The organism is Kiritimatiellales bacterium, from assembly GCA_041656295.1.
In the GTDB taxonomy this organism is placed as follows: Bacteria; Verrucomicrobiota; Kiritimatiellia; order Kiritimatiellales; family Tichowtungiaceae; genus Tichowtungia.
Genome location: JBBADV010000014.1, coordinates 24,707 through 48,773 on the forward strand (window position 1 = coordinate 24,707; position 24,067 = coordinate 48,773).

Genomic DNA, 24,067 nt, shown 5'->3' on the forward strand with positions numbered 1-24,067 from the left:
CGGTGATACTGAAAAGGAGACACTGTAGTTTACTGCCAGTTGCTGGTTATTTGTTGATTAGTTATTAGTGAGAAAATGAAATGCAAGTTGGAACTGCTATTCTAACAGGAGTTATAACAATTTTCACAACAGTGGTTGCTATTCGGTTGGATCGCTGGCTGGATCGTAAAAAAGTTGCTGAAGAGCGAAAAAAGCACGAAAAAGAAGAATTGTTAAAGAAAACAGATCAAATGCTTGATTACATAGAAGAGCTTTTGGGGTTGTTAAGAAATGGTGTAGAATGTTGTAGTCAGCGAGATCAGTTTAAGCGCAAATGGATTTCGTTAAAAAAATTGATTCCGGACAATAAAGAGATGTCACAACTGGTTGCTGATTTTCAAAACGCAGATAGTGCATTAGGATTGGGCCGTTCTGGAATTCGTGATGCGATAAAAGCGATGGAACGATTTAAAAACAAATTAACCGGTTTAATGCGCCGAATGGAATTCCAGAATGAACCGGAAAATTTAAAAAATGGCATAAAAAACTGAAGTGACGGTGATACTGAAAAGGAGATCGTTTATTATTTCACACGGCGAATATCGGGTTGGAAAATGAATTTTTCAACTGCACGAATTTTAGGAAAAGAATGTTTGTGTGAGCGGCATAAAGGAGTGAAATGGCGGTGATACTGGAAAGGAACGATTGTGGCTGAGGGGTTTATTCCTCCGCACGGCGGCTATCAGGATTTGCAGTCGTACCGTAAGTCGCTGGTGGTGTATCAGGCGACGCGCCGGTTTTGCCGCGAGTTTTTCGACCGGTATGACCGCACGATTGATCAGATGGTGCAGGCGGCGCGCAGTGGTAAGCAGAATATTATTGAGGGAAGTGCGGCGTCCGGCACGTCAAAGGAAACCGAGCTGAAACTGACAAATGTTGCGCGTGCGAGTCTGGAGGAATTGCTGGAGGATTACCGCGATTTTATGCGTGACCGCGGAATTGCGGAGTGGGACAAGGAGCACCGCTATGCCCAACGGTTGAGTGTGCTGTGCCGCGAGCCGGAGGCGGATTATGAAACGTTCCGCGCGGCGGTGGAGCACAAGGATCCGGCCATCCGCGTCAACGCGATTGCCGGGCTGATTAAGGTGACAACGTATCTGCTGGATCAGCAGATCCGGCGGCTGGAACAGGATTTCCTGAAAGAAGGCGGCTTGCGCGAGCGGATGACGCGCGCGCGCATTCAGGTGCGGGATGAGCAGAAAAGGAACTGGCGGAAGAAAAATGACGGAAATAACTAAGATAATAGGGAGCGCGGCTTTCGCCGCTTGGGTCGTTTTCGTCTTTTGAAAGAATGTATGACCACACAACCGGAACAGATTTTAGAGGACGGGCTGGTTCGGAAGCTGGTTGAAGCGGGCTATGAGCCGGTTGAGGTGCGCGATGAAGCCTCGCTGTTGAAAAATCTGAAAATGCAGCTTGAGGCGCATAATAATGTTGTGTTGAGCGAAGGCGATTTTCGCCAGATTTTAAACCAGTTGAGCAAGGGGTCGATTTTTGAAAAGGCGAAGACGCTGCGCGACCGGATTGTCTACACGAATGACCGCAATGAGAAGAGGACGGTTGAACTGCTGGATCAGGATGACTGGTGCAAGAACCGCTTTCAGGTGACGCGGCAGGTGACGGTGGAGGGGCGCTACAAAAACCGGTATGACGTGACGATTCTGATTAACGGTCTGCCGCTGGTGCAGATTGAATTAAAGCGGCGCGGGCTGGAATTGAAGGAGGCGTTTAATCAGATTAACCGCTACGAGCGCCATTCGTACGGTTGCGGCGAGGGGCTGTTTCAGTACATTCAGATTTTTGTGATCAGCAACGGGGTGAATACGAAGTATTATGCGAACAACCGTGTGGATCAGCGCAGTTTTAAGCAGACGTTTTACTGGACGGATAAGCAGAATAAGGCGGTGGCACGGCTGTCGGCGTTTGCGGATCAGTTTCTGGAAAAGTGTCATCTGGCGAAGATGGTGACGCGGTTTCTGGTGCTGAATGAGTCGAAGAAGATGCTGATGGTGATGCGGCCGTATCAGGTGTATGCGACGGAGGCGATTATTGAGAAGGTGCAGCACGGGCGCGGCTTCGGCTATGTGTGGCATACGACCGGTTCGGGGAAGACACTGACGTCGTTTAAGACGAGTCAGATTCTGACGACCTTTCCAAAGGTGGATAAGGTGCTGTTTGTGGTGGACCGCAAGGATCTCGATTATCAGACGATCAGGGAGTTTAACAGTTTCAGCCGGGGCAGTATTGACGGGACAAATGATACGCAGACGCTGGTAAAGCAGTTTACGGATAATACGCGGCTGATTGTGACGACGATTCAAAAGCTGAATACAGCGATTAAAAACAAGCGGTTCAGTTCGCTGATGGGGCCGCTGCGCAATCAGCGGATTATTTTTATCTTTGACGAATGCCACCGCAGTCAGTTCGGCGATACGCATAAGGCGATTAAGCAGTTTTTTACGCGCTGCCAGATGTTCGGTTTTACCGGCACGCCGATTTTTGTAGAGAACAGAATGAGCGCTGAAGTCGGACGGCAGACGACGAAGGATCTGTTTGAGGAGCGGCTGCACAGCTATGTGATTACCGATGCAATCCGCGATGAGAATGTGCTGAAGTTTTCGGTGGAATACATGAAGACGTTCCGGCAGCGGAACGGTGACATTACGGATGTGGCGGTGGAGGCGATTGACGAGGAAGAGGTTTTCGGCGCGCCGCAGCGGATGGAGGCGATTGTTGAATATATTGCTGAAAATCATAGCCGGAAGACGCACAACCGTAAATTTAATGCGATTTTCTCTGTGTCGTCGATTCCGGCGCTGATTAACTATTACGCCGCCTTTGATGCGCTGAAAAAATCCGGCGGGCATAATTTGAAGATCGCAGCCATTTTTTCTTATCAGGCGAATGAGGAGGATCAGGACGCCGCCGCGTTTCCGATACAGGATGATGAGACGGAGCTGCATTTGCTGGAAACCGGCAATGAATACAAAACATCACATTCGCGTGATTCGCTGGAAACATTCATCGGCGATTATAACCGCCTGTTCGGCTCTAATTATACGACCCGAGATGCAAATTCTTTTTATAATTATTATAACGATGTCGCCCGCCGGATGAAAGAGGGTCAGATTGATCTCCTGCTGGTGGTGAATATGTTTCTGACGGGTTTTGACAGCGAACGGCTGAATACACTTTATGTGGATAAAAACCTGAGATACCACGGTTTGATTCAGGCCTTCTCACGCACAAACCGCCTGTGTAAGGAGCTGAAATCGCAGGGCAATATCGTCTGCTTCCGCAACCTGAAACAGCATGCGGATGACGCCGTCCGGCTCTTTGCGGATAATAACCCGCCGGAAACAATTTTTATTGATCCGTATGAAGAGTACGTGAGGCGGTTTAATGAGGCATATATACAACTGATCCACGTTGCGCCGTCGGTGAACAGCGTTTCTCAACTGCAGGATGAGGAGCAGGAGCTGGAGTTTATTAAAATATTCCGGACGCTGATCCGCCTGCTGAATATTTTAAAAAGCTTCACCCAGTTTACCTTTGATGATCTGTCGATGACGGCGCAGCTGTTTGAGGATTATAAGAGCAAATATCTCGATCTGCATGACAAGGTGACGCTGGCGCTGCAAAAAGAAAAGGTGTCGATCCTGCAGGATATTGATTTTGAGCTGGAACTGATCCATCGCGATGAGATTAATGTGGCCTATATCCTGCGGCTGCTGGCGGAACTGAAAGAGGCGCCGGTGGTTGAACAGGCGGAGAAAAAACAGAAGATTCTGGAACTGCTGAACAGCGAGGCGGAACTGCGCAGTAAACGCGAACTGATCGAACGCTTTATTGAGAAAAATCTGCCGCAGATCGGCGATCCGTCCGAGATTCCGGAAGCGTTTGAAGTTTACTGGGAAAGAGAACAGGCGCGCGCATTTGAAAAACTCGCCGGCGATGAAAATTTAAACACTGAAAAACTCGATAAAATTATTAGCGATTATCTCTTTACCGGCAAGAGCCCACTGCGCGACGAGATTGTTGAAATGATGAAAACCAGGCCCGGCCTGCGCGACCGCGCGAAAACCGCCACGCGCATTCTGGATAAAATTTTTAGTTTTATTGAGACCTTTTTAACCGGGGTTTAAACAATGAATTCTGCCGAAAAACAGAATCTGATTATTTATACAACCAAAGGCGGTAAAGCTTCTGTCGCTTTATATGCGCAGGACGGCAATGTTTGGCTGAACCGGAATCAGTTGGCAGAACTTTTTGCCGCCTCAGTTCCAAACATCAGTATGCATATATCCAACATATTTAAAGATAATGAGTTGGATGAAACTCTAGTTGTTAAGGATTTCTTAACAACTGCCCTGGACGGTAGAAACTATCCGTGCGGTGCAACCGAATATGGGGCTGACGTCATGGGAAGGAACTGTTGTTAGCAAGCAAGATATTATCATGGCAAAAAATTATTTAACGACGGATGAAATCGAAGAGCTGGCACAGCTTGAACAATTAATTAAAGGGCAAAAACACCAATGAAACTAATTCTGTTTATTGGAATCGGCGGATTTTTCGGCGCGATTGCACGTTACGCACTGAGTTCTGCGACACACGCATTTTTCGGTGGGCGCGCTGCCGGTTTCCCGGTCGGCACGCTGGCGGTAAACCTGCTGGGCTGCCTGCTGCTTGGTTTTGCGGTACGCTGTTTGTCTGGCCGGTTCCCGGTGATACGCGAACTGGAGTTGGCTCTGACGGTAGGATTTTTCGGCGCGTTCACAACATTCTCAACGTATGCATACGACACACTGCTTTTGGCGGAACAGGGACGGTATGCAGGTATGATTTTAAATCTGCTGCTGAGTAATGGACTCGGCTTTCTGGCGGTCTGGGGCGGTTGGCGGCTGGGTGCGCTGATGTAAGTTTTTATAACATAGTTTTTCGGTATGTGCGGACGGCGTGTTCAGTCCGGAAGCAATGACGGGTGCGTGAGGTTCTCTGCCGGATTAACTTTTAAATCCGTTTTATCGGCATTTAAAAAAAATCGAAGCGTTTTAACCATGGTGCTCGGGCAGGGACTCGAACCCTGAAGGCATTGCTGCCACTAGCCCCTCAAGCTAGCGTGTCTACCAATTTCACCACCCGAGCATGAAGCTAAAGGAAAGCGCAAAACGTAGCGGTTCATCTCCGCCGGAGCAAGCGATATGTTGTCGGTTTTTAATTTTAAATCCGAACAGTGCGCAAACCGGAGTGTTCAACCGGATTGATCTGCTGTTTGTTTTTTCGCTGTTCTTTTTCCGGCATGTTTTCAGCGTATCCGGATTTTTCGGCAGGGTGTGCCAAAGAAATACGGCAATAACAAGAACGGGCAGAACGCGGCGGAGATCAGAAGAATTTTTCCATCACCTTTTATTTGCCGAAAATATTTCCAACGCCTTTTTTGATTGAATCGGCGGCATCTTTGGTTGCATCCACCGCACCTTTGGCCGCGTCTTTCGTGACTTCAGTGGCACTTTTCGCAGCATCAGAAGCGGCGCTGCCGATGTTTTTAGTGAGATCGCCGGCGGATGCAACCAGTTGTGTGATGGCGTGCGTGACGGAACTGAAAATTTCTTTGGCGGCTTCCACCGGCGTTGCGCCGCCTTTTTCTTTGCCGATGTCTTTCAGGTGCACCGGCGGCAGCGGCAAGGTTATCCGGCGCCCGCCGGCGGCGGTGATGGACACATTCACTTTTGCACCGTTAAGCTGGAAATCTTCAATAATCACTTTTTTTGCCGGCGCGGCTTTTTCTGCCGGTGTTTCTGCAGCGGCAGTTTCCTCTGCCGGCACGGTTTCGGGAGATGCAAGATGATCCTGAATCGCGCTCAGATTGCTTCCGCGCAGCGCGCGTTCATAGGTAACACCCGGTTCGCGGATCAGAATTTCTTTAATAACGATAGTATCGCTGAAGAGTGATTTGGTGCAAAGATTGATTTTAAATTCGCCGAGTTCCATCGCACTCGGTGTGTTGAATCCTGCCGGGTTGCCGACGACGAGGCCTTTCAGGTTCACGGTGCCGGTGAACGGATTAATTGAAACGCTGTGCAGTTCAATCGGTACACCGATAATTTTCGGTCCGACAGTTGTTACGCCGGTTTTAATGATGGTTCCGAGCAACAGCAGTACGGCAGCAATCAGAACGACGAGAATGATACCGGTGATAGCCAGAATTTTTTTCATATGAACTCCTTAATGATATCTCCGGATACTCTATTCTCCGGAGAAAAAGTTTCCAATTTCTTTTTTGATTGTTCCGGCGGCATCTTTTGCTGACTGCCCCGCTGACGAAGCCGCATCCGTTGCGGCATTCCCGATGGAAGTGAAAATACTTGCCGCCGCTTCCACCGGTGTTTTGTAATCGCTTCCGCCAATATCCTGAAAAGTAATTGTCCGGCGCGGCAGTACCAGATGGGAATCGGTGGAGCGTGTTGTAACGTGCACCGCCGCTTGATCAAGCACTACATTGCGAATGATAATCCGTTTCGATACCGCGCCGGTTTTTCCTGATTCTTTTATGGATTGCTTGAGATTGTCCTGCAGTGCGCTCAGATTGCTTGACCAGAGCGATTTTTCGTATGTGATTTCGGGGCGGAATGAATAGATTTTTTTTACAACGATGGTATCGGCAAGAAATGATGTGACAGCAAAATGAGCTCTTAAATGTCCAAATTTCATTGCCGGCCCGGAACTGTAGTCCTCTGGATTTTGAATTGTTAATCCATAAAGATGCACGGTGGCAGTGAACGGATTTATGAGGACAAATCTCAAGCCGACGTTTGTGTTGAGCCATTTCGGCCCCGCCTTTCCGGCGGCAATATGAATGGCAATTCCTGAAACCGGCAGTGCAGCAGCCAGCAGCAGCATCAGCACAGAATAGATATGGAACCGGATATTTTTCTTGACGGATTGCTTCCCTTTTACCGGTGAAGTTTTTTTCCACTGTTTCTTTTTTGTCATAAACAAAAAGCCGGCGCGAAGCCGGCTTTCAGAGTAGAAGTCCGTTTGAATTAATCACAGAAATCAAAATAAACCACTTCATTGTTCACGGCGTACAGTTTTCCTTTGTTCAGTACACCGATTTTTTCACGCTGTACATCGCAACGTTCAGCAGCAGTTTTGGCCGCTTCTTCCGTTGTGGCACGATCGTAATCGTATGCAAACGTCCATGCACCGCTCGGATCAACTGCGCAAACAAAAACCTTTTCGCCCGGCAGATCCTTATACCGCAGGAACGGGCCGTTCATTTCTTCCGGCGGCATCAGACGGCAGACTGCATTCTTAGAAGCACAACCGTAAACCAGTAAAAGAGCCGCAACTGATAATCCAACTTTAATCAATAACTTCATCACACATCTCCTTTAAAAATGATCGCATTAACGTCAAGAAACCTTAAAATCATCTATAAGTCAATAAGAAATCAAGTGGTGAATATCTAAATAACTGTTATGAGAAAATTTAAAAACAAAATTATCCCCCGGAATTTTTTAACACATCTCCCCTTGTCCCCGTTTTTAATCATTTTTCGGCAATTTCAGCCAAAATATTCTAAAAATTTGCGGTTTTTGCGAGAAACTATCAATTTGCATTTATTATTTGCGATTTTGGCGTTGGCGGCATTGCCGGTTTTCTAAACGTTCTTTAATCTAACCTTCTACGCATAACCAAGTTTACGAAGAATCCAAAAATTTTTCCGCCACTCTTTTTCGACTTTGACCCAAAGTTTGACCTTCACCGGCACGCCGTACATTTCGGAAAGCTCTTGGGCCGCCTGATACTGAACACTTTTCAACAGCCGCCCCTTTTCGCCGATCACAATGCCCTTCTGCGAATAGCGCTCTACCAGCACGTCCGCTTCCACCGTCCACTCTTCCGGCGCTTCATGAATGCTTTCAACCCAGATCGCCAGCGCATGCGGCAGTTCATCATGCAGGCGTTCAAAATATTTTTCACGGATCACATCAGCCATATTCAGCTTACGCGGATAATCCGTTAAAATATCTTCAGGAAAAAGCGGCGGACCTTCGGGCATGGCGGAAAACAGCGCGGATGTTAACTCCGGCAGCCCGCCGCCGTTCAGCGCCGAACCGGCGATCCATACCGGAGACATCAGGCTGTTTTTTTCGCCGGCAATGTCGCACCATAGTGTTTTGTATCCCTCTAAATGCTTTGCACCGGCATCGGTTTTATTCAGTAGAATCAAACATGGCACGTCGTCCTTCATCAACCGGCGCATCCAGCCGTCATCCTCCTGACGCGGTGCAACAGATGCATCAAGCACCAGCAAGACCGCATCGGCGCCGTTTACTGACGCGCGCGCCATTTTATTCAGGTTCTTGCCCAGTTCGCCTTCTGCCTTATGCACGCCCGGCGTATCCAGAAAAACGAGCTGTCCGCGCGGTTCCGTTAAAATCGCGCGAATCACATTGCGTGTCGTTTGTGCCGTATCGCTGACGATGCTCACTTTTTCACCGACCAGCGCGTTCAGTAAGGTTGATTTACCGACGTTAGTCCGTCCGACTACCGTAATAACACCGGATTTTAAAATTTCATGCTGTATCTCTGTCATTCAAAACAACATGCCACGTTGCATCCGCGCCGGACAGTATAAAATCAACGTACACGAAACTTCTGCACGCAGAACCGCAAAGAAACAAAGGCGGAACGCGACCTCCGGGCGCGTTTGAGCGTTATTGAATGATTCAAATTTATGGCGGCCAAGGCCCGGCCGCCCTACCCGCCAAAAGCTCTGCGACTTTGCGTGGAAAATTTCTGCGCCAGAGACACAAAGGGGAAAAAGATCGTTAATGTTCAACATTCAATTCTCAACGCTCAATTTTTTTCTTGAGCACTGACGCAATTAAAATCCGTGTAAATTTTGTATGTCCCGGCAAATTTTTCTCTATCTCTGCCTTGTTTCCATCCGTTTATATCCGTTCAATCTGCGGTTAATTAAAATAACATAAAATCAATACACATGAAACTTCTGCGGCTCTACGAAAAACTGCTGAACGAATATGGTACGCAAAACTGGTGGCCGGCGCGCACACGCGCCGAAATGATCGCCGGCGCCATTCTCACGCAAAACACCGCGTGGAAAAATGTCGAGCGCGCCATCACAAATCTGCACCGGAACGGCGCACTCAATTTGGGAACGCTCTATAAAATTCCGGTGCCGGAGCTGGCCGAGTGGATTCGGCCCGCCGGATATTTTAATCAGAAAGCCGGCTGTCTAAAAAATTTTGCATCGTTACTGCATGAAAATTACACTGGTAAACTCGACCGGCTTTTCAAACTTGGAACCGATGAGCTGCGTGCAGTATTGCTCGCCGTAAAAGGCATCGGCAAAGAAACAGCCGACTGCATTCTGCTCTACGCCGCCAAACGTCCGGTGTTTGTGGTTGATGCTTATACGCGCCGGTTTCTCGCCGCCCACGGATTTGAAGCCGAATCAAAGCTGCCTTACGATGCCGTCGCCGGAACTTTCACCGCGCAGCTTCCTGAAGATGTTCAGCTTTTCAACGAATATCATGCGCTTATCGTTCGATGGGGAAAATTTCATTCAAATCACAAAGACAGTCAGTCATGTTAAACGAAACTTGAAACGGAAATTATTCAACCTGATAGACTTTAACATCGCTGAATAATGCCGTTCGCATATACATTTGGCGCAGTCCAATACGGCCTTCATTCGTATCCGGCAGATCCGGATTGCTCATTTTGCAAACAAGCGTCTGCGCCGGATTTTCAACACGCATGAAAATTTCTTTGCCGCATTTGATTACCGTAATGTGATGTTTCACACCCGGTTCAAAAAAATCTTGCGGAAAATAGTCCGGGATCAGATCGGTATTTTTCAGTCCGGCACCGGAGAGAATGTAACGCCGGCCGCGAATATACTGCTCGCGCTCAGCGCCGAAATTCGGAAACGCGGCAAAACTGATATGATAAAGATTCATATGATTAAAATACATTTTCATCGCCGGAATCCGGCGCAGTTCATTCCACTTCGTAATATCTTTGGCATACGGCCCATCCCCGCTGCCGGTGGCATGAAAATAAAGAATGCTCACGCAGCGCGTTTCAAAATCAAGTTTTGTATAATTAAATTCAATTTTAATGTCGCCGGAAAATTCCTGCTTCGTCCACAGAACCATGTGATGTGCATCATTTAAAAACTGCGGGCCGGCAGCCAGTTTCATTCCGTCAGTTGAATTTTCAACAGACGCAATCTCTCCGTCAAGAAACCACTTGTCATTCCAGTCGCCGGTGCAGTCATCCGCAAACACCTGCACCCACTGCGCATCATTCGCTTGATTAAATTCCATCGTATTATCGCTGAAAATAACTCCGGCAATCAGCACCAAACAGCAAATAAACCCTTCCATCTTCATTCCTAATTAATACACCGGTTCGCCGAGCACGGTGGAAACGGCAGCCAGTGCTTTTTTAACTTCTTCCGGCGAACCTTTAATGGCGAGCGTCACCGCGCCTTCGGCACCGGCGATACCGCCGGAAGCGAGCTGATAGACATCAACATTCGCGAATTGTTTGATGGCTTCGATTTCTGTGAAAAGTTCGCCGGGCAGAACTTTAATCCACGGAATTTTTCCACTGGCATCGCGGTCCGCGCGGCTGATTTTTTCAAGCTCATCCAGATTCTGCGACGTCTGCTTTTCGAGTCCGACGGGGATGATCAGACGAATGCCTGGTTTTTCAATGAACGGCAGAAACATGCCCATCGTGCCGCCGGTCGGATGGCCGATGCACACTCCGGCTTTGCCTTCACGATAATTGACCAGATTCGCGCCTTTAAAAATAATGTCGCCCTTCTGCATCGAACGCAGTCCGGCAATCAATGTTGCATCCGGATCAACCGCACCATTACGCAAAATCAGTTCCCCGAGCGGTTCGCCGTCCGGCGCGACAGGTTTGGAATTCGCCGGCTGAATCCGGCCGGTCATAAACACACCGCGCGCCAGATTGGTGTACAGGATTTCTTCGACGAGATACGAATTTGAACTGCCGCGCGTAATAATCACTACGCCGTTGTTCAGCTTGTCCTGCACGGGAGGATATTTTGCGAGGCCTTTAGCAATCAGCCGTTTTCCTTCCGCCACCGTCAGCGTTACCTGCTGAACCACCGCGTTTTCATCTGCGTTCATCACCGCTCCTTTTTCAACCGATTTTTCTCGCCGTTCACACGCCGGAATAATTCCCAAAACGCTCAATGCAAAAATGAATCGAATCCCGTTTTTCATATACACTCTTTTATCCTTTAAAAACAAAAAACTTACGACCGGCGTAATTGACGAGCAGTGCAGAAATCATTGCAGCGACATACGAATATGTGGTGGCGAGTCCGAAGAACCGGATGAGAACGTCGCCGACAAATGTGCCGGTAAAAAAAGAAATCAGCGAAACACCGTAGAACAGCATAAATTCGTGATGCCGTTTGTGTCTGCCGGCTTTGAACACAAACAGTACATTCAGAATATAGGCGGTGAGATTTGAAAAGATGAAACAGATGATTTTGTCAATCCAGTAATTCCGCAGCCGGAGATGTTCGGAAATTTGCTGAATATCGAACCCCGCCCGGCGAAGCAGCGCCGTGAACGGATCGCTTTCCGTCAGCGCCGGAAAAATCAGCCAGGCGGCAATGAAGAAAATGAAAATATCCACCGCCGTGGCAATCCCGCCGCAAACGCCATACTTAATAAACTGCACAACCGGGTTGTCTTTGTTGGCTAAAAACTCAGTGACCTTTTTTTTCATGGCGCGAAGTCTGCCGGTTCTCCGGCGGGTTGACGATCCATTTTTCTGCGCTATAGTTTTTCGTATGACAACAGAACTCGCAGAACATTTGAAGCATGACCGGTTTATTGAACATGTCGGAATTGAACGGTTCCTTTGTGACAACGGAACATGGTCGGCACGATTAACTGTTGAGCCGAAACATCTCAACGGCCTCGGAATCATTCAAGGCGGCGCAGTGTTCACCTTAGCGGATCACGCCTTTGCAATTGCATCGAATACGGATGATCGAACGTCGGTCGGATTACAGACGAGCATGTCATTTCTCGCGCCGGCAAAAGAAGGCGATATGCTGACTGCCCATGTCCGCGAAGTGAGCCGGCGGCGGACGGTATCGCTCTACGAAGTGGAAATCGTGAATGAACAATCCGGCGATCTCATTGCGCTGTTTACCGGCACGGCATACACGCTGCATAAAGTAAAGTAGACGCGGCGGAAACGCCGCGTCTACTTTATTTCCTGCAACCCGTCGGCGCGGAAAAGTCTGATTTGAATTTCCTCTTTATAAAGCTCCACACGCCCGCAAACCCGAATCATTTTTCCCGGCGCCGGCAGCCGGTCGCCCATCACAATCATTACGTCGTCCCAGAACACAACCGGAACAGAAATTCCGGCGCTTTCAATAAGTAAACGGTACGGCATTCGTGAATGCGGCAGCGAAATTTCAACGGATGTCAATACGCCGCGCACCGCCACCGTTTTTCCCTCCAGTGCCGGAATAATTTCTGCAAGCTGAAGTTCCGGCGGCGGGACGATGTCCGGCAGCGCTTGGCGATACAGGATAAACTGCTCTGCCGCCGACAAACATAAACTGTATTCAAAATCCTGAGCGGCATTCAGATTGCCGGTCACTTCAACCCGGTCACCGTGCTGCGGAATTTTTCCGGCATGCCGTAACGATGACGTAACCGCTCTGCCGCCGGAAACAGCAATTACACCGGTGCCGTCGTCCACTTCAAAAATAATCCCGCCGCGTTTCAATTGCGTGACTTGTCCGGAAACTTCACCGCGGATTTTAATCTGTTTAAAATTCATTTCCGGTGAAAGGTCGGCAATGCGGATTTCCGGCGTACCGGGTTGAAACAAATAAATGCAAAACAAAACAATTCCGGTACCGGCAAAAACCGGAGTAATGATGCGCCGGAATTTAATATTGGTTATATTGGAAAATTTCATTCACATCTCTATACTTAAAAAGAAATGCGAGTGATAGAAAAATATAAGACAGGGTTGCCGCTCCCTGCTGTCGCTACTTTCTTTCAGAAAGCCACTCTTCGAGTCCAGCCTGTCCGCGCATGCATAGTTGTGGGGCAGACATTCCTGTCTGCCCTGCGCAGGCAGGAATGCCTGTGCCACATTTTCTGCGCCGGCGTGGACAGGCAGGATGCCTGTCCGGCATTAGAATGCACCGAAAAGAATGGTGCTGAAGGTAGTGACCGGTGAAGTTTCGCGCATATCGTCAATGGCGGCGCGCAGTTCGGCGAGGAGCTGCTGCGCTTCAATATAGATGGAATCGTCGGTCATAAGTTTACCGAGCGTGCCCTCGCCGTTTGCCAGATCGTCGCTGATCTTGCTGAAATTCGCCAGCATGCTGTGAATATTGACATAGACCTCTTCATCCTGGATTAATTTTCCGAGCGTGCCTTCACCGGATTTCAGTTTATCGGTGATTTCGCGGACGTTCCCCATGGTGGTTTGCAGATCGGCGTACAGCGTTTCGTCTTCGGAAAGCAGCTTCCCGATCGTTCCTTTGCCCGCGGCGAGGCGTTCGCTGACCTGCCGGAGATCTTCAGTAATTGCATTGAGATTATTATATACCTGATCATCTTTCATCAGTTTGCCGAGCGTGCCCTCGCCGGCACTGACGTCTTTGATCATATCTTTAATTTCAGCAACGGCGATACCGAGATCGTCAAACACATTTACCGGCGTTATACCGTACACGCCGGCATCCGCCGGGATCGGCCCCGCAGTCAGCGGCCCTTCATAAATTTTCATCTGCTTCCCGCCGAGCAGCGATGAATCGGTGATTTCAATCCGGTAGCCGGTGCGCAGCTGCACTGCAACATCGAGATCGGCGTGAACGAATACACCGCCGTGTGTGAGATCAGTGGTTTTTACAACGCCGACTTTGGTGCCGCGCAAAAATACATTATCGCCGGGACGCAGTCCGCCGATCTCTTCAAAGTGCACTGCAAGCGGATAATACTCTTTAAAAAAATTCTTCCGGCTGAGCACGATTGTAAAAATGCCCAGCACAATCAGAGTGAGGAACACGAAAAATCCAACCAGCACTTCGATGTTTAACGTTCTGTTTTTAGGCATGGGTCTGCATTCCTTTCTCCCAGTCGCCGCGGCGCAGGATATATTGAGATTCGAGAAACCGCTGCACGGTTTCATTTTTCGAGTTAATAAAATCCGCCGGCACGGCATTCTCCACGATGCTCCCGCCGTCGATCATCATAATGCGCGTTCCGATGGAGAGCGCACTTTGCAAATCGTGTGTGACAACCACGCTGGTTGCGCCGAGTTTTGCGCGCAGGCTGTCGATCAGTTTATCAATCTGGCGCGACATGACCGGATCGAGTCCGGAGGTCGGTTCGTCATATAAGATAATTTCGGGTTCCATCACGATCGCGCGCGCGAGTCCGGCGCGCTTCTGCATCCCGCCGGAGAGATCCGCCGGAATTTTTTCGCCGGCGTCCTGCATATTCACCAGCGCAAGTTTCTCCTGCACCGTTTTCGAAATTTTCTCTTCGGTCAGTTTTGTTTTTTCGCGCAGCGGCAGCGCAACGTTTTCAAATACGCTCATCCACTGCAGCAGCGCCGCATGCTGAAACAGAAACCCGAACCGGCGGCGGATGCGCTCGAGCTCCCGGCCGCGCGCCGCACTGATTATATCAGCGCCGATCCGGACTTCACCGCTGTCCGGCGTCATCAACTTCACCATGTGTTTCAGCGTCACACTTTTTCCGGCGCCGGAAAGTCCGACAATCACGCAGGTTTCACCGCGCAGGATTTCGAAGCTGACGTTATCCAGCACCTTCCGCCCGCCGAGCCGTTTTGTAACTTTATCAAAAACAATCATACGTAAAATATCCGTGTGATCATATAGCCGATAATCAGAATCAGCAGAAACGAAATCACCACCGACAACCGCGTTGCGCGACCGACGCCGACCGCGCCGTTGCGCGTGGTCATTCCCTGATAACACGCCACCGTAGCGATAATCACACCGAACATCGTCGCTTTAAACAGTCCGGTATATAAATCTTTATTCACTGCGTATTGAATCGCATTATCCATATACGCCTGGAATGCCACGCCGAGCTGCGTTTTGCCCACTACACCGCCGCCGAGCAGCCCGATCAGGTTTGTGTAGACCGTCAGCAGCGGCATCATCACTGCCAGTGCCACCAGACGCGGCATCACCAGAAAACGGTTCGGAGCAATCGACATCACTTCCAGCGCCGCAATCTCTTCCGACACCGCCATTGTTCCGAGCTGTGCCGCGATGGACGACCCGACGCTTGCCGCAATAATCAGCCCCGCCATCATCGGTCCCATCTCGCGAATCATCACTTCCATCACCAGCATACCGATATTCACTTCCTGTCCGTACTGCCGGAGAATCAATCCTGTTTGCAACGCGAGAATCATTCCGGTGAAGAATGCCACCACTGTGATTACGCCGAGACTTTTAATTCCTGCAACATACATTTGCATGACCGCTTCACGGCGCGCACGCGGATGAAATACGGTAGGAATATAGGCCGCTGCCGAAGCCAGCATCAGTATCGCCGCGCCGGCGCCTTGACACGCCTGCAGCACATCACGCCCCAGCCGGGAAAACATTTCCGGTTCCCGATTCCCGATTCCCGATTTTTTATCTGTATGCATCCTGCTCAAATTTTTTACCCAGAGAGATCAACTTCTCTGAATTTCTGTGTATTCTATGGTTTTATCTTTCCTGCTTCTTTGTAAAAAATCATTCTGTTCCGGTCTCTTTCCCGCCGAAACGCAAAAACCACAGCAGACGCACCTGCCGGTTTTCTGTATCCTTTTTATACGCTGCCAGCCCTCGCAGTAAAGACCATTCCTTCTCTCCGTCTGCCGGTTTTTTTTCGCTGTGCCAGAGAAACCAGAGCGTATCGGTTGAAATGGTTCCGGCATCATCTGTCCGCCGGTACAATGTCCATAGCGGCGCCCAGTTGCGCTCCACCGGCGGCGTGTCGCGGACCGGCCAGAGTTCGAGCAGACGAAAGCGTGATGATGTTCCGGTGCGCCGGTGGCTCATCAGCGGCCAGACGTGCCAGTAACGCGAAACTTCGGGACACTCATCCAGTGCAACCGTTTCATCGCACAGCACACTTTTTTCAAAAAAGAAGACCGGCACGACGCGATGACGGATATAAATCAAATCCGCTTCCTTCTGTCTGCCGGAGAAAAAAACCGGCCAGAGAAAAAATGTCCGCCGGTCTTCGCCGCGATGATATTCCCGGCGCCCCCACACCGGCCACACATATAATTTACTGCAGCGCTCATCCGTTACGCGCTGAAAAAACGGCCAGGGACAGTACACTTTATCCTGCTTCTCCCCGTCCGTAAAACGAAAGAACGGCGGCACAATCCAGTGCGTACTTTCAATCTCCGTTTTCGCGCGACCGTAAAGCGGAAACAGAATCCATGCTGAACCCTCATTGCCGGGATAATAATACTCTGCCGACGTCCAAAACGGCCACAGCACAAATTTTTTATCATATTTTCCGGCAAGCGACGACTGTCCGTAAAACGGGAATACGCGGTCGCGCGCAATTCCATCGCCGCGCGTATGCGAAATCACCGGCCACAATACACTCGTTGTCTTCACCTCGTTGATCCGGCTCCTGGCATACACCGGAAAAAACACAAACGAAATCTCATCGCGTCCTAAAAACTCGTGAATCGTTCCGCCGAATGGGAACAGCGCAAAATAATTTTCACCGGCGGCATCACGCCCCTGGAAATAAACCGGCAGCAGCCAGCGCCGGATACGCGGATCGTTCTGATTGCTCTTTTCAAAATTATGCGTAAACCAGAAAATCAGCGCACGCGATGCCGCCTCCTCCTTAAACTCTTTACGCGAATAGAGCGGCCACAAATAATCACGGATCTCACCCTCCGGCACCGTCGCATGCGAATAAAACGGACGTACCGCAAAGAAGGTCCCGCCGTTTGTTGCTACGTTTGCATACAACGGAAACAGCGTTCCCGCCGGCAGTGCGCCGGCGACAAAAACCATGCATAACAACAACGCCGTTTTTTTCATCTCACGACAGAGTAACACGTTCTTAAATAATGCAAAATTATTTTTAACCGGCGGAGTTGTCCTGTTTTTCTAACCACTAATTTACACTAATTATTAGTGCCGATTAGTGTAAATTAGTGGTGAAATTCTTTCTCCCGTTTTCTGCCTATAAAATCCGTTTTATCCGCGGTTAAATTTTTACGGTGCGAAACCGATGGCAATCCGGTCGTATCCGGCATAATCCTGTTTAATTTCAACCCGCTGAAAACCGTTTTCAATCAAACACCGGCGCACTGCGTCGCCCTGATTGTAACCGAATTCCAGAAAAATTCCGGCACCGGACTTTAAAGCCGCTTTTGCCTGCGGCATGAGTCTGCGAATCAGATCCATTCCGTCCGCGCCGCCGTCCAGCGCCAGGCGCGGTTCAAAATCGCGCACCGACCGATCCAGCGTCATACACACCGCCGAAAAAATATAGGGCGGATTCGCAACAACGGCGTCGATGGATTTTTCTTTAAATAAAGTAGACGCGACGCCCTCGTCGCGTAACGTGCGCAGGGAACGCGACGAGGGCGTCGCGTCTACTTTTAGCAAATCCCCCTGTACCGCCGTAAAACGCTCCTCAAATCCCAGCGCCGTCGCATTCTCTTGTGCCAGCGACACCGCGTCCGGTGAAATATCTACCGCAACAACGTTTGCGTTTGGAATTTCATTCAACAGCGACAGCCCCACGCATCCCGTTCCCGTTCCTACATCGACAATCTGCAAAGTAGACGCGACGCCCTCGTCGCGTTCCCTGCGCACGTTACGCGACGAGGGCGTCGCGTCTACTTTATCCAGAACAGCCTGAACCAGCAGCTCCGTCTCCGCTCTTGGAATCAGCGCGCGCGCATCGCATTTAATGTTTAGACCGCGAAAATCCACATGACCAATAATATATTGCACCGGCTCACAGAAAACCGCGCGCGCAATCAGCGATTCAAATTCGACTGTCTGTTCCGGCGAACATTCACAAAAATAAACCTCCAGCGGTTTGCATTTCAACAGATACGCCGCCAGTTCCTCTGCGGTCCGCTTTGCATTTCCGTGTCCGGCGGCTTCCAGTTGTTTTATGGATTCAGTCAGATTCATTCGATGTGCCGGAAATTTTTAATCATTCACTCTTTTTCCGATCAGGGAAAACGGCCCCGTCCAGTCAATTTTAACGTTTACCAGTTCGCCCAAACAATTCTCTGATGCTTCAAAAAAGACGAGTTTGTTGTGCGGCGTACGGCCGCGCCAGCGGTTTTTATTTTCCTGAAATTCTTCCACCAGAACTTCCACCGTCGTGTTGAGCAGCGCCGCCGATTTTTCAGCGTTGATCCGTGTGACGAGTTCATCCAGTCGCACACGCCGATTTTCTTTTTCGTCCGCCGGAACATCGTCTTTCATGCGTGCCGACAGCGTGCGCGGGCGCGGTGAATATTTCGCGATGTGATGCATATCCATCCGCAACTCTTCCGCGAGTTTCATCGTTTCCTGAAAATCTTCTTCCGTCTCGCCGGGATAGCCGACGATGACATCGGTGTTGATTGATGCGTCCGGCACAAATTCGCGAATGCGCTGAATGATTGCGCGGTATTCCGCCTGCGTATAACCGCGCCGCATGGATTCCAGAATCCGGTCGCTGCCCGCCTGAAACGGCAGTTCAAAATAGGGACAGACTTTTTCTGTTTCCGCCACGGCGCGAATCAGTTCATCGTCCATATACGCCGGATGACTCGTGAGAAAACGAACGCGCAGAATTCCGTCGATCTTTGCTACTTCTTTCAGCAGCCACGCGAGATTAATTCCGTCGCCGAGATCAAAACCGTAACGGTCAACAATCTGCCCAAGCAGATTTACTTCCTTGATGCCCTGCTCCGCCAGCGAACGAACTTCGGACAGAATTTCTTCCGGCGCACGGCTGCGATCCGGCCCGCGCCGGTACGGAATAATGCAATACGAACACGCGTGCGAACAGCCGAGCGTCACCGGCACAAACGCCGTCACCGTTTTGTCACGGTTCACCGCCGGCAGACGGTAATCCGCCAGCTCAACCTGCGCGCGGCTCAGATGACTGTACGGATCGTGCTGCAGAATAAAATCAATCAGCGCATCGGTTTGCGACGGCGCCATAAAGATATCTACAAACGGAAAACGATCCGCTAAATTCTCCGCTTCGCGTTTACCGACCATACAGCCCATCAGAGCAATAATCATGCCGCGCCGGCGCGCCGTTTTCACGCCGCCGAGTGCCGTCAGTTTTGCCACCGCTTTATCTTCCGGCTGCTGACGCACCACACAGGTGTTCAGCACCGCAATATCCGCGTCATCCGCTTTACGCGTCTCAACAAAACCCAGCGCTTCAAGTTGCGACGCCAGATGCCGGCTGTCCGCCTCGTTCATCTGACATCCAATCGTCCAAATGTGATATGTTCCAGTCATTTTTTGTAAAATCTTTTTTGTCTTATAGATTGAGCTTCAAAGAATTCTGTTGTAGATGGATTGCCGTTATTTTACCAGAAACAAATTGGGACAAGATGAAAGCTATACACCTAATTCAGAAAGATCCAAAGCTCAGACCATGTCCCGTTGAAAAAGGATCTTCTACATATAAAAGCGGATTCTGGAACATATCAATTGGACGAGCGCCTGAATTTATAGGTGCAGACATATATTTTCATGAACAACAGATGGAACCATCATTTTTCGGAGGAAAAATCGTTTCGTTTGAAATCAAAGAAAATGACCCATGGGCTGGACGAATTATTTTTATACTTGAATCATTACGTGATCACAAAGGAGTAAAAACTTCTCGAGGTGGTTGGAGTATGGAAATGAAAATTATTGAGTAACATTGAAGGAATCAAATGATTGCAAAATTAATAACAGGTTTTTTAGCAAGATTCACAATTTCGCTGTTTCGACATCCTAATCCTGATAAAAAACAAGAATTCACAGCTCCAGACAAAGTCATTATTAATGACGGTCGAACAAGGTGTCCTGAATGCGGAGCACCTTATGATATTAAGGATTATCGAGATGATGTTGCAAAAATTTTCTGTTCAACGTGTAAGGCTCAACTAAATAAAATAGAATAACTCAATGTAGGATAGGCTTCCAGCCTGTCCTACATTATCACGCTTTCCCGCAAAGCGTGAGCATCACAGCTTTTTGGGCGTGAAGACGGTTTTCGGCTTCGTCGAAGACAACGGATTGCGGGCCGTCGATCACTTCGGCGGTTTGTTCATAACCGCGCATGGCCGGCAGACAGTTCATAAAAATTGCATCGGGCTTGGCGTGCCGCATCAGTTCGCCGGTGACCTGATACGGTGTGAAGAGTTTAATGCGCACGGCCTCTTCCTCTTTCGGAATGTGATAGCTCATCCACGAATCCGTATAAACCACATCGGCATCTTTAACGGCTTCCACCGGATCGTCAGTAACGACGAGTTCGCAACCGGATTCGCCGGCGAACCGGGTTGCCGATTCAATCACTTCCACTGCCGGCATCTGCTCTTCCGGCGAACCGATGCTGATGCTCATACCGACTTTAGTGCAGCCGTGCATCAGCGAATGCGTAACATTATTAAAACCGTCGCCGAGATAGGCGAGTTTCAGCCCTTTCAACCGGCCTTTTTTTTCCTGAATCGTCTGCAGGTCAGCCAGAATCTGGCACGGATGACTGTCATCCGTCAGCGCATTAATCACCGGAATTGTGGCGTATTCTGCCATCTTCAATAAATCCTCATGCTTAAACAGACGCGCCATCACAATGTCGCACATGCGGCTGATGACCCGGATTGAATCTTCGATGGTTTCTTTGCCGCCGCCCATCGGCGACGTGCCCATGTCATAATAGATCGCATGACCGCCGAGCTGCGTCATACCGATTTCAAACGAAAGCCGCGTGCGCAGGCTCGGTTTTTCAAAAATCATCAGCAGTGTTTTATGCGCCAGTGCAGTTTGATATTTTTCCGGCGCCGCTTTGACTGCGCCGGCGAGTTTCAGTACGTCGAGAATTTCCGCCGGCGTCCAGTCTTTCAGTGAAATTAAGTGTCTCATTATTACCTCCAGAAGGCCTTGGACTTTAGTCCTTAGGCTTTAGATTTCAAGTTTTCCAAGGCCTAACGTCTGAAGTCTAAAGCCTTCTCTCTTACCGCCTGATCACAACCGAGCACGTTAAGAATCAGCGCGGAACGGATCCACATGCCGTTGCGCACCTGCCGCCAGTAAACGGCACGCGGATCGTTGTCCACGGCGGGATCAATTTCGGCACGGCGCGGCAGCGGGTGCATAATTACGCCGGTCGGTTTCAGAACAGTCAAATGCTCTTTGGTAAAGTGATAGCTGCTCGTATCGATGGCGCAGCTTTCATTATCCGTATCCCACTCGTCCTGAATGCGCGTCAGATAAATTGCGTCGGCTTCCGGAATCACCTTGTCAAACTCATAACAGATCTCATATTTCATGCCGGCGGCGGTGAGCTGCATGAGAATATCGTCGCCGATCTGCAGCTCCGGCGGTGCCACAAAGAATGCTTTGACATCCTGATACTGCGTGAGCAGCCATGCCAGCGACCGCACGGTACGGCCGCGTTTCAGATCGCCGACAAACGCAATCGTTTTACCGTCGATGCCGCCGGCATTTTCAAAACTGCGTGCGAGCGTGTAAATGTCCAGCAGCGCCTGGGTCGGGTGCTGGTCTTTACCGGAACCGGCGTTAATCACCGGAACCGGCCGGGAGGTGTTCGACAGCATCCATGCAATCCGTTCCGCAAACCCGCCGGCGGGATGGCGCATGATAATCATATCCGCATAGGAGCTGAAGGTGCGCACGGTATCTTCCGGCGACTCGCCTTTCACTTCGCTGGATGTCGATGAATCGCGCACGTCCATGCAATCCAGTCCGACCACCTGACACGCCGCCGCAAAGGAAAGATAGGTGCGCGTGGACGGCTGAGCAAAATAGAGCATTGCGCGTTTGTCGAACAGCTGCTTTTGCAGAAAGCCCGCCCCCTCGCGTGTTTTGGCAATCATGCGGATTTCGGTAGCGAGCGAGCAGAGACTCTCCAGCATCGGCCGTGAAAACTGCTGTGCGACCAGAGCGTGGAACGACCGGCCGTTGCGTGTAAAGTACGGCGCTTTCTCTACCGACGTCAGCCCGGAAAATTCTTCCCACGCCATACCCTTTAAACCGCACTGCTGATTCATCTGCCCTCGCTTTCGTGACTTCCGGCGTTTTATGCCTTAAAACCCGCCGGAAGTCAAAAAAAGAGAAAACTTTATAACCGGCAGCGGGTATACGCTATGATTTCCGCATTGCGCCACCGGCATTTCACAATTAAGGTATGCTGTTTTTGACTGGGAGAATTTTGATGCAGGATAATGAATACCGCCGTCAGCGGATTGAGAATATGGAAAAACTTGCGGCCGCCGGATATCCGGCATACGGCACGGCGTTTCAGCGCACGGCGACGCTGGACAAACTCCACAAAACGTTTGCAGAGGGTCAAACGGTGCGTGCCGCCGGCCGGATTATGGCGATGCGTAAAATGGGAAAAATGGCGTTTGCACATATTTCCGACGGCTCGGCGCGCTTTCAGTTGATGCTGAAAAAGGATTTGATCGGCGAAGCGGCGTTCGATGCATTTAAACTGCTCGACCTCGGCGATATTATCGGCGTCTCCGGCGAAACGTTTATTACGCAGACGCAGGAGCAGACGATTCGTGTAACGGAGTGGCAACTGCTGAGCAAATCGCTGCTGCCGATGCCGGAAAAGTTTCACGGCCTGCAGGATATTGAAACGCGCTACCGGCAGCGCGAACTGGATTTGATCGCGAATGAGGACGTGATGGATCTGTTTAAAAAACGGTCGGCAATGCTCAGTGAAATCCGCGCGTTTCTCGCCGCGCGCGGTTATGATGAGGTGGAGACGCCGATGATCCAGCAGCTTGCCGGCGGTGCGGCGGCAACCCCGTTTAAAACGCACTATAAAGCGCTGAGTGCGGATATGTATTTCCGCATTGCACCGGAATTGTATCTGAAACGGCTGATTGTCGGCGGCATGGACAAGGTGTTTGAACTGAACCGGAATTTCCGTAATGAAGGGCTTGACCGCACGCACAATCCGGAATTCACGGTCCTGGAAATTTATGAAGCGTACGGCGATATGCGCTCGATGCAGGAGCTGGTACAGAATCTCGTGGTGCATCTGGCGGAGAAAATTTTCAACCGCACAGAGGTCACCTGGAACGGCCATAAGATTCATCTGCAAACGCCGTGGACAGAGATCGCCTACTGCGATCTGATCAAAGAAAAACTCGGCGCCGGCTGGTTCGAGCAATCTATCGACAGCGCGCGCGCGAAGGCGGCGGAGCTTGGTGTCGCGCTGGAGGCGGAGATGAATTTTGCCGAAATTACGCACGAAATTTATGACAAGACCATTGAGGGCACGCTGATTCAACCAACGTTTGTGACGCGCCTGCCGGCGTATCTCGTGCCGCTCGCCAATCCGTGCGCCGACAATCCGGCATGGGTGGATGTGTTTGAACTGATTATCGGCGGCAAAGAAATTGCGCCGGCGTACAGCGAACTGAATGATGCTTTTGAACAGCGCCGGCGGTTTGAAGCGCAGTGCGGCGGTGACCAGTCGAAAATTGATCAGGACTTTCTGGCGGCGCTCGAATACGGCATGCCGCCGACCGGCGGAATGGGCATCGGCATTGACCGGCTGCTGATGCTGCTCACCGGCTCGGATGCGATTCGCGACGTCATTCTTTTCCCGCAACTGAAACCGAGAATAAAAACAGTCAGTGACTAACATTTACCGCGAAAGAAGATATAAGGCACAAAAAACACGAAGGTAAG

26 protein-coding genes and 1 tRNA gene are annotated in these 24,067 nt (G+C 50.1%); 10 read left to right on the plus strand and 17 right to left on the minus strand.

The window, feature by feature from the left end; genetic code table 11:
- Positions 1 to 80 precede the first annotated feature (80 nt).
- The 5 genes from WC959_09295 (at position 81) to crcB (ending at position 4,961) form a co-directional block, all read left to right on the plus strand.
- Positions 81 to 530, plus strand: a complete 450-nt coding sequence (locus tag WC959_09295; GenBank protein MFA5689324.1) for a hypothetical protein — start codon at positions 81 to 83, stop codon at positions 528 to 530.
- A gap of 156 nt (positions 531 to 686) precedes the next feature.
- Positions 687 to 1,277 (plus strand): four helix bundle suffix domain-containing protein, encoded by a 591-nt coding sequence (locus WC959_09300; GenBank protein ID MFA5689325.1) that lies wholly within the window; start codon positions 687 to 689, stop codon positions 1,275 to 1,277.
- A 57-nt stretch (positions 1,278 to 1,334) separates the two neighbouring features.
- Entirely contained in the window at positions 1,335 to 4,184 is a 2,850-nt protein-coding gene (locus tag WC959_09305; protein MFA5689326.1) for a type I restriction endonuclease subunit R, read from the plus strand.
- 3 nt (positions 4,185 to 4,187) lie between these two features.
- Complete coding sequence (locus WC959_09310) at positions 4,188 to 4,481, plus strand: hypothetical protein (protein MFA5689327.1); 294 nt, start codon at positions 4,188 to 4,190, stop codon at positions 4,479 to 4,481.
- Between the two features lie 96 nt (positions 4,482 to 4,577).
- A complete protein-coding gene (gene crcB, locus WC959_09315) occupies positions 4,578 to 4,961 on the plus strand; it encodes a fluoride efflux transporter CrcB (protein MFA5689328.1) in 384 nt (127 codons plus the stop codon).
- A gap of 139 nt (positions 4,962 to 5,100) precedes the next feature.
- Here the strand turns inward: crcB and WC959_09320 are convergent.
- The 5 genes from WC959_09320 to era form a co-directional block, all read right to left on the minus strand.
- Positions 5,101 to 5,187 (minus strand) — tRNA-Leu (locus WC959_09320).
- 261 nt (positions 5,188 to 5,448) lie between these two features.
- Positions 5,449 to 6,258, minus strand: a complete 810-nt coding sequence (locus WC959_09325; GenBank protein ID MFA5689329.1) for a hypothetical protein — start codon at positions 6,256 to 6,258, stop codon at positions 5,449 to 5,451.
- A gap of 30 nt (positions 6,259 to 6,288) precedes the next feature.
- Entirely contained in the window at positions 6,289 to 7,035 is a 747-nt protein-coding gene (locus WC959_09330; protein MFA5689330.1) for a hypothetical protein, read from the minus strand.
- 50 nt (positions 7,036 to 7,085) lie between these two features.
- On the minus strand, positions 7,086 to 7,424 hold the full coding sequence (locus WC959_09335) for a hypothetical protein (GenBank protein MFA5689331.1): 339 nt from the start codon (positions 7,422 to 7,424) through the stop codon (positions 7,086 to 7,088).
- 305 nt (positions 7,425 to 7,729) lie between these two features.
- Entirely contained in the window at positions 7,730 to 8,644 is a 915-nt protein-coding gene (gene era / locus WC959_09340) for a GTPase Era (protein MFA5689332.1), read from the minus strand.
- Between the two features lie 408 nt (positions 8,645 to 9,052).
- On the opposite strand from era, the gene WC959_09345 reads away from it, so the two are divergent.
- Entirely contained in the window at positions 9,053 to 9,667 is a 615-nt protein-coding gene (locus tag WC959_09345) for a hypothetical protein (protein MFA5689333.1), read from the plus strand.
- Between the two features lie 19 nt (positions 9,668 to 9,686).
- On the opposite strand, the gene WC959_09350 is transcribed toward WC959_09345, so the two are convergent.
- Genes WC959_09350 through WC959_09360 form a run of 3 tightly spaced genes read right to left on the minus strand, consistent with a single transcriptional unit; the run spans position 9,687 to position 11,850 of the window.
- Positions 9,687 to 10,463, minus strand: a complete 777-nt coding sequence (locus WC959_09350; GenBank protein ID MFA5689334.1) for a DUF1961 family protein — start codon at positions 10,461 to 10,463, stop codon at positions 9,687 to 9,689.
- A gap of 12 nt (positions 10,464 to 10,475) precedes the next feature.
- Positions 10,476 to 11,336: a hypothetical protein gene (locus tag WC959_09355; GenBank protein ID MFA5689335.1), complete on the minus strand. Its 861-nt coding sequence runs from the start codon at positions 11,334 to 11,336 to the stop codon at positions 10,476 to 10,478.
- A gap of 10 nt (positions 11,337 to 11,346) precedes the next feature.
- The gene (locus WC959_09360; GenBank protein MFA5689336.1) at positions 11,347 to 11,850 is read right to left on the minus strand and encodes a GtrA family protein; all 504 of its coding nucleotides are present in this window, start codon (positions 11,848 to 11,850) and stop codon (positions 11,347 to 11,349) included.
- 64 nt (positions 11,851 to 11,914) lie between these two features.
- Here WC959_09360 and WC959_09365 point away from each other — a divergent pair, with 64 nt between their 5' ends.
- Positions 11,915 to 12,316: a hotdog fold thioesterase gene (locus tag WC959_09365; GenBank protein MFA5689337.1), complete on the plus strand. Its 402-nt coding sequence runs from the start codon at positions 11,915 to 11,917 to the stop codon at positions 12,314 to 12,316.
- A 20-nt stretch (positions 12,317 to 12,336) separates the two neighbouring features.
- Here the strand turns inward: WC959_09365 and WC959_09370 are convergent, their stop codons facing one another.
- The 7 genes from WC959_09370 to miaB all read right to left on the minus strand — a co-directional run bounded on the left by WC959_09370 (position 12,337) and on the right by miaB (position 19,642).
- Positions 12,337 to 13,065 carry a hypothetical protein gene (locus WC959_09370; protein MFA5689338.1) on the minus strand — a complete coding sequence of 243 codons (729 nt, stop codon included), beginning with the start codon at positions 13,063 to 13,065 and terminating at the stop codon, positions 12,337 to 12,339.
- A 222-nt stretch (positions 13,066 to 13,287) separates the two neighbouring features.
- Positions 13,288 to 14,214, minus strand: coding sequence for an MlaD family protein (locus WC959_09375; GenBank protein ID MFA5689339.1), 927 nt, complete (start codon positions 14,212 to 14,214; stop codon positions 13,288 to 13,290).
- Positions 14,207 to 14,977: an ATP-binding cassette domain-containing protein gene (locus WC959_09380; protein MFA5689340.1), complete on the minus strand. Its 771-nt coding sequence runs from the start codon at positions 14,975 to 14,977 to the stop codon at positions 14,207 to 14,209. The genes WC959_09375 and WC959_09380 overlap by 8 nt, the downstream gene beginning before the upstream one ends.
- Entirely contained in the window at positions 14,974 to 15,744 is a 771-nt protein-coding gene (locus WC959_09385) for an ABC transporter permease (GenBank protein MFA5689341.1), read from the minus strand. The genes WC959_09380 and WC959_09385 overlap by 4 nt, the downstream gene beginning before the upstream one ends.
- A 133-nt stretch (positions 15,745 to 15,877) precedes the next feature.
- A complete protein-coding gene (locus WC959_09390) occupies positions 15,878 to 17,197 on the minus strand; it encodes a hypothetical protein (GenBank protein ID MFA5689342.1) in 1,320 nt (439 codons plus the stop codon).
- A gap of 177 nt (positions 17,198 to 17,374) precedes the next feature.
- Positions 17,375 to 18,307, minus strand: a complete 933-nt coding sequence (gene prmC, locus WC959_09395) for a peptide chain release factor N(5)-glutamine methyltransferase (protein ID MFA5689343.1) — start codon at positions 18,305 to 18,307, stop codon at positions 17,375 to 17,377.
- A gap of 18 nt (positions 18,308 to 18,325) precedes the next feature.
- Positions 18,326 to 19,642: a tRNA (N6-isopentenyl adenosine(37)-C2)-methylthiotransferase MiaB gene (miaB, locus tag WC959_09400; GenBank protein MFA5689344.1), complete on the minus strand. Its 1,317-nt coding sequence runs from the start codon at positions 19,640 to 19,642 to the stop codon at positions 18,326 to 18,328.
- A 95-nt stretch (positions 19,643 to 19,737) separates the two neighbouring features.
- On the opposite strand from miaB, the gene WC959_09405 reads away from it, so the two are divergent.
- Positions 19,738 to 20,052 carry a hypothetical protein gene (locus WC959_09405; GenBank protein MFA5689345.1) on the plus strand — a complete coding sequence of 105 codons (315 nt, stop codon included), beginning with the start codon at positions 19,738 to 19,740 and terminating at the stop codon, positions 20,050 to 20,052.
- A gap of 15 nt (positions 20,053 to 20,067) precedes the next feature.
- Positions 20,068 to 20,298 carry a hypothetical protein gene (locus tag WC959_09410; protein MFA5689346.1) on the plus strand — a complete coding sequence of 77 codons (231 nt, stop codon included), beginning with the start codon at positions 20,068 to 20,070 and terminating at the stop codon, positions 20,296 to 20,298.
- 37 nt (positions 20,299 to 20,335) lie between these two features.
- Here WC959_09410 and argF read toward each other — a convergent pair whose 3' ends face one another.
- Positions 20,336 to 21,262 (minus strand): ornithine carbamoyltransferase, encoded by a 927-nt coding sequence (gene argF / locus WC959_09415; protein ID MFA5689347.1) that lies wholly within the window; start codon positions 21,260 to 21,262, stop codon positions 20,336 to 20,338.
- 62 nt (positions 21,263 to 21,324) lie between these two features.
- On the minus strand, positions 21,325 to 22,410 hold the full coding sequence (pyrB, locus tag WC959_09420; GenBank protein MFA5689348.1) for an aspartate carbamoyltransferase: 1,086 nt from the start codon (positions 22,408 to 22,410) through the stop codon (positions 21,325 to 21,327).
- Positions 22,411 to 22,574: 164 nt separating this feature from the next.
- On the opposite strand from pyrB, the gene lysS reads away from it, so the two are divergent.
- Entirely contained in the window at positions 22,575 to 24,020 is a 1,446-nt protein-coding gene (lysS, locus tag WC959_09425; protein MFA5689349.1) for a lysine--tRNA ligase, read from the plus strand.
- Positions 24,021 to 24,067: the final 47 nt, after the last annotated feature.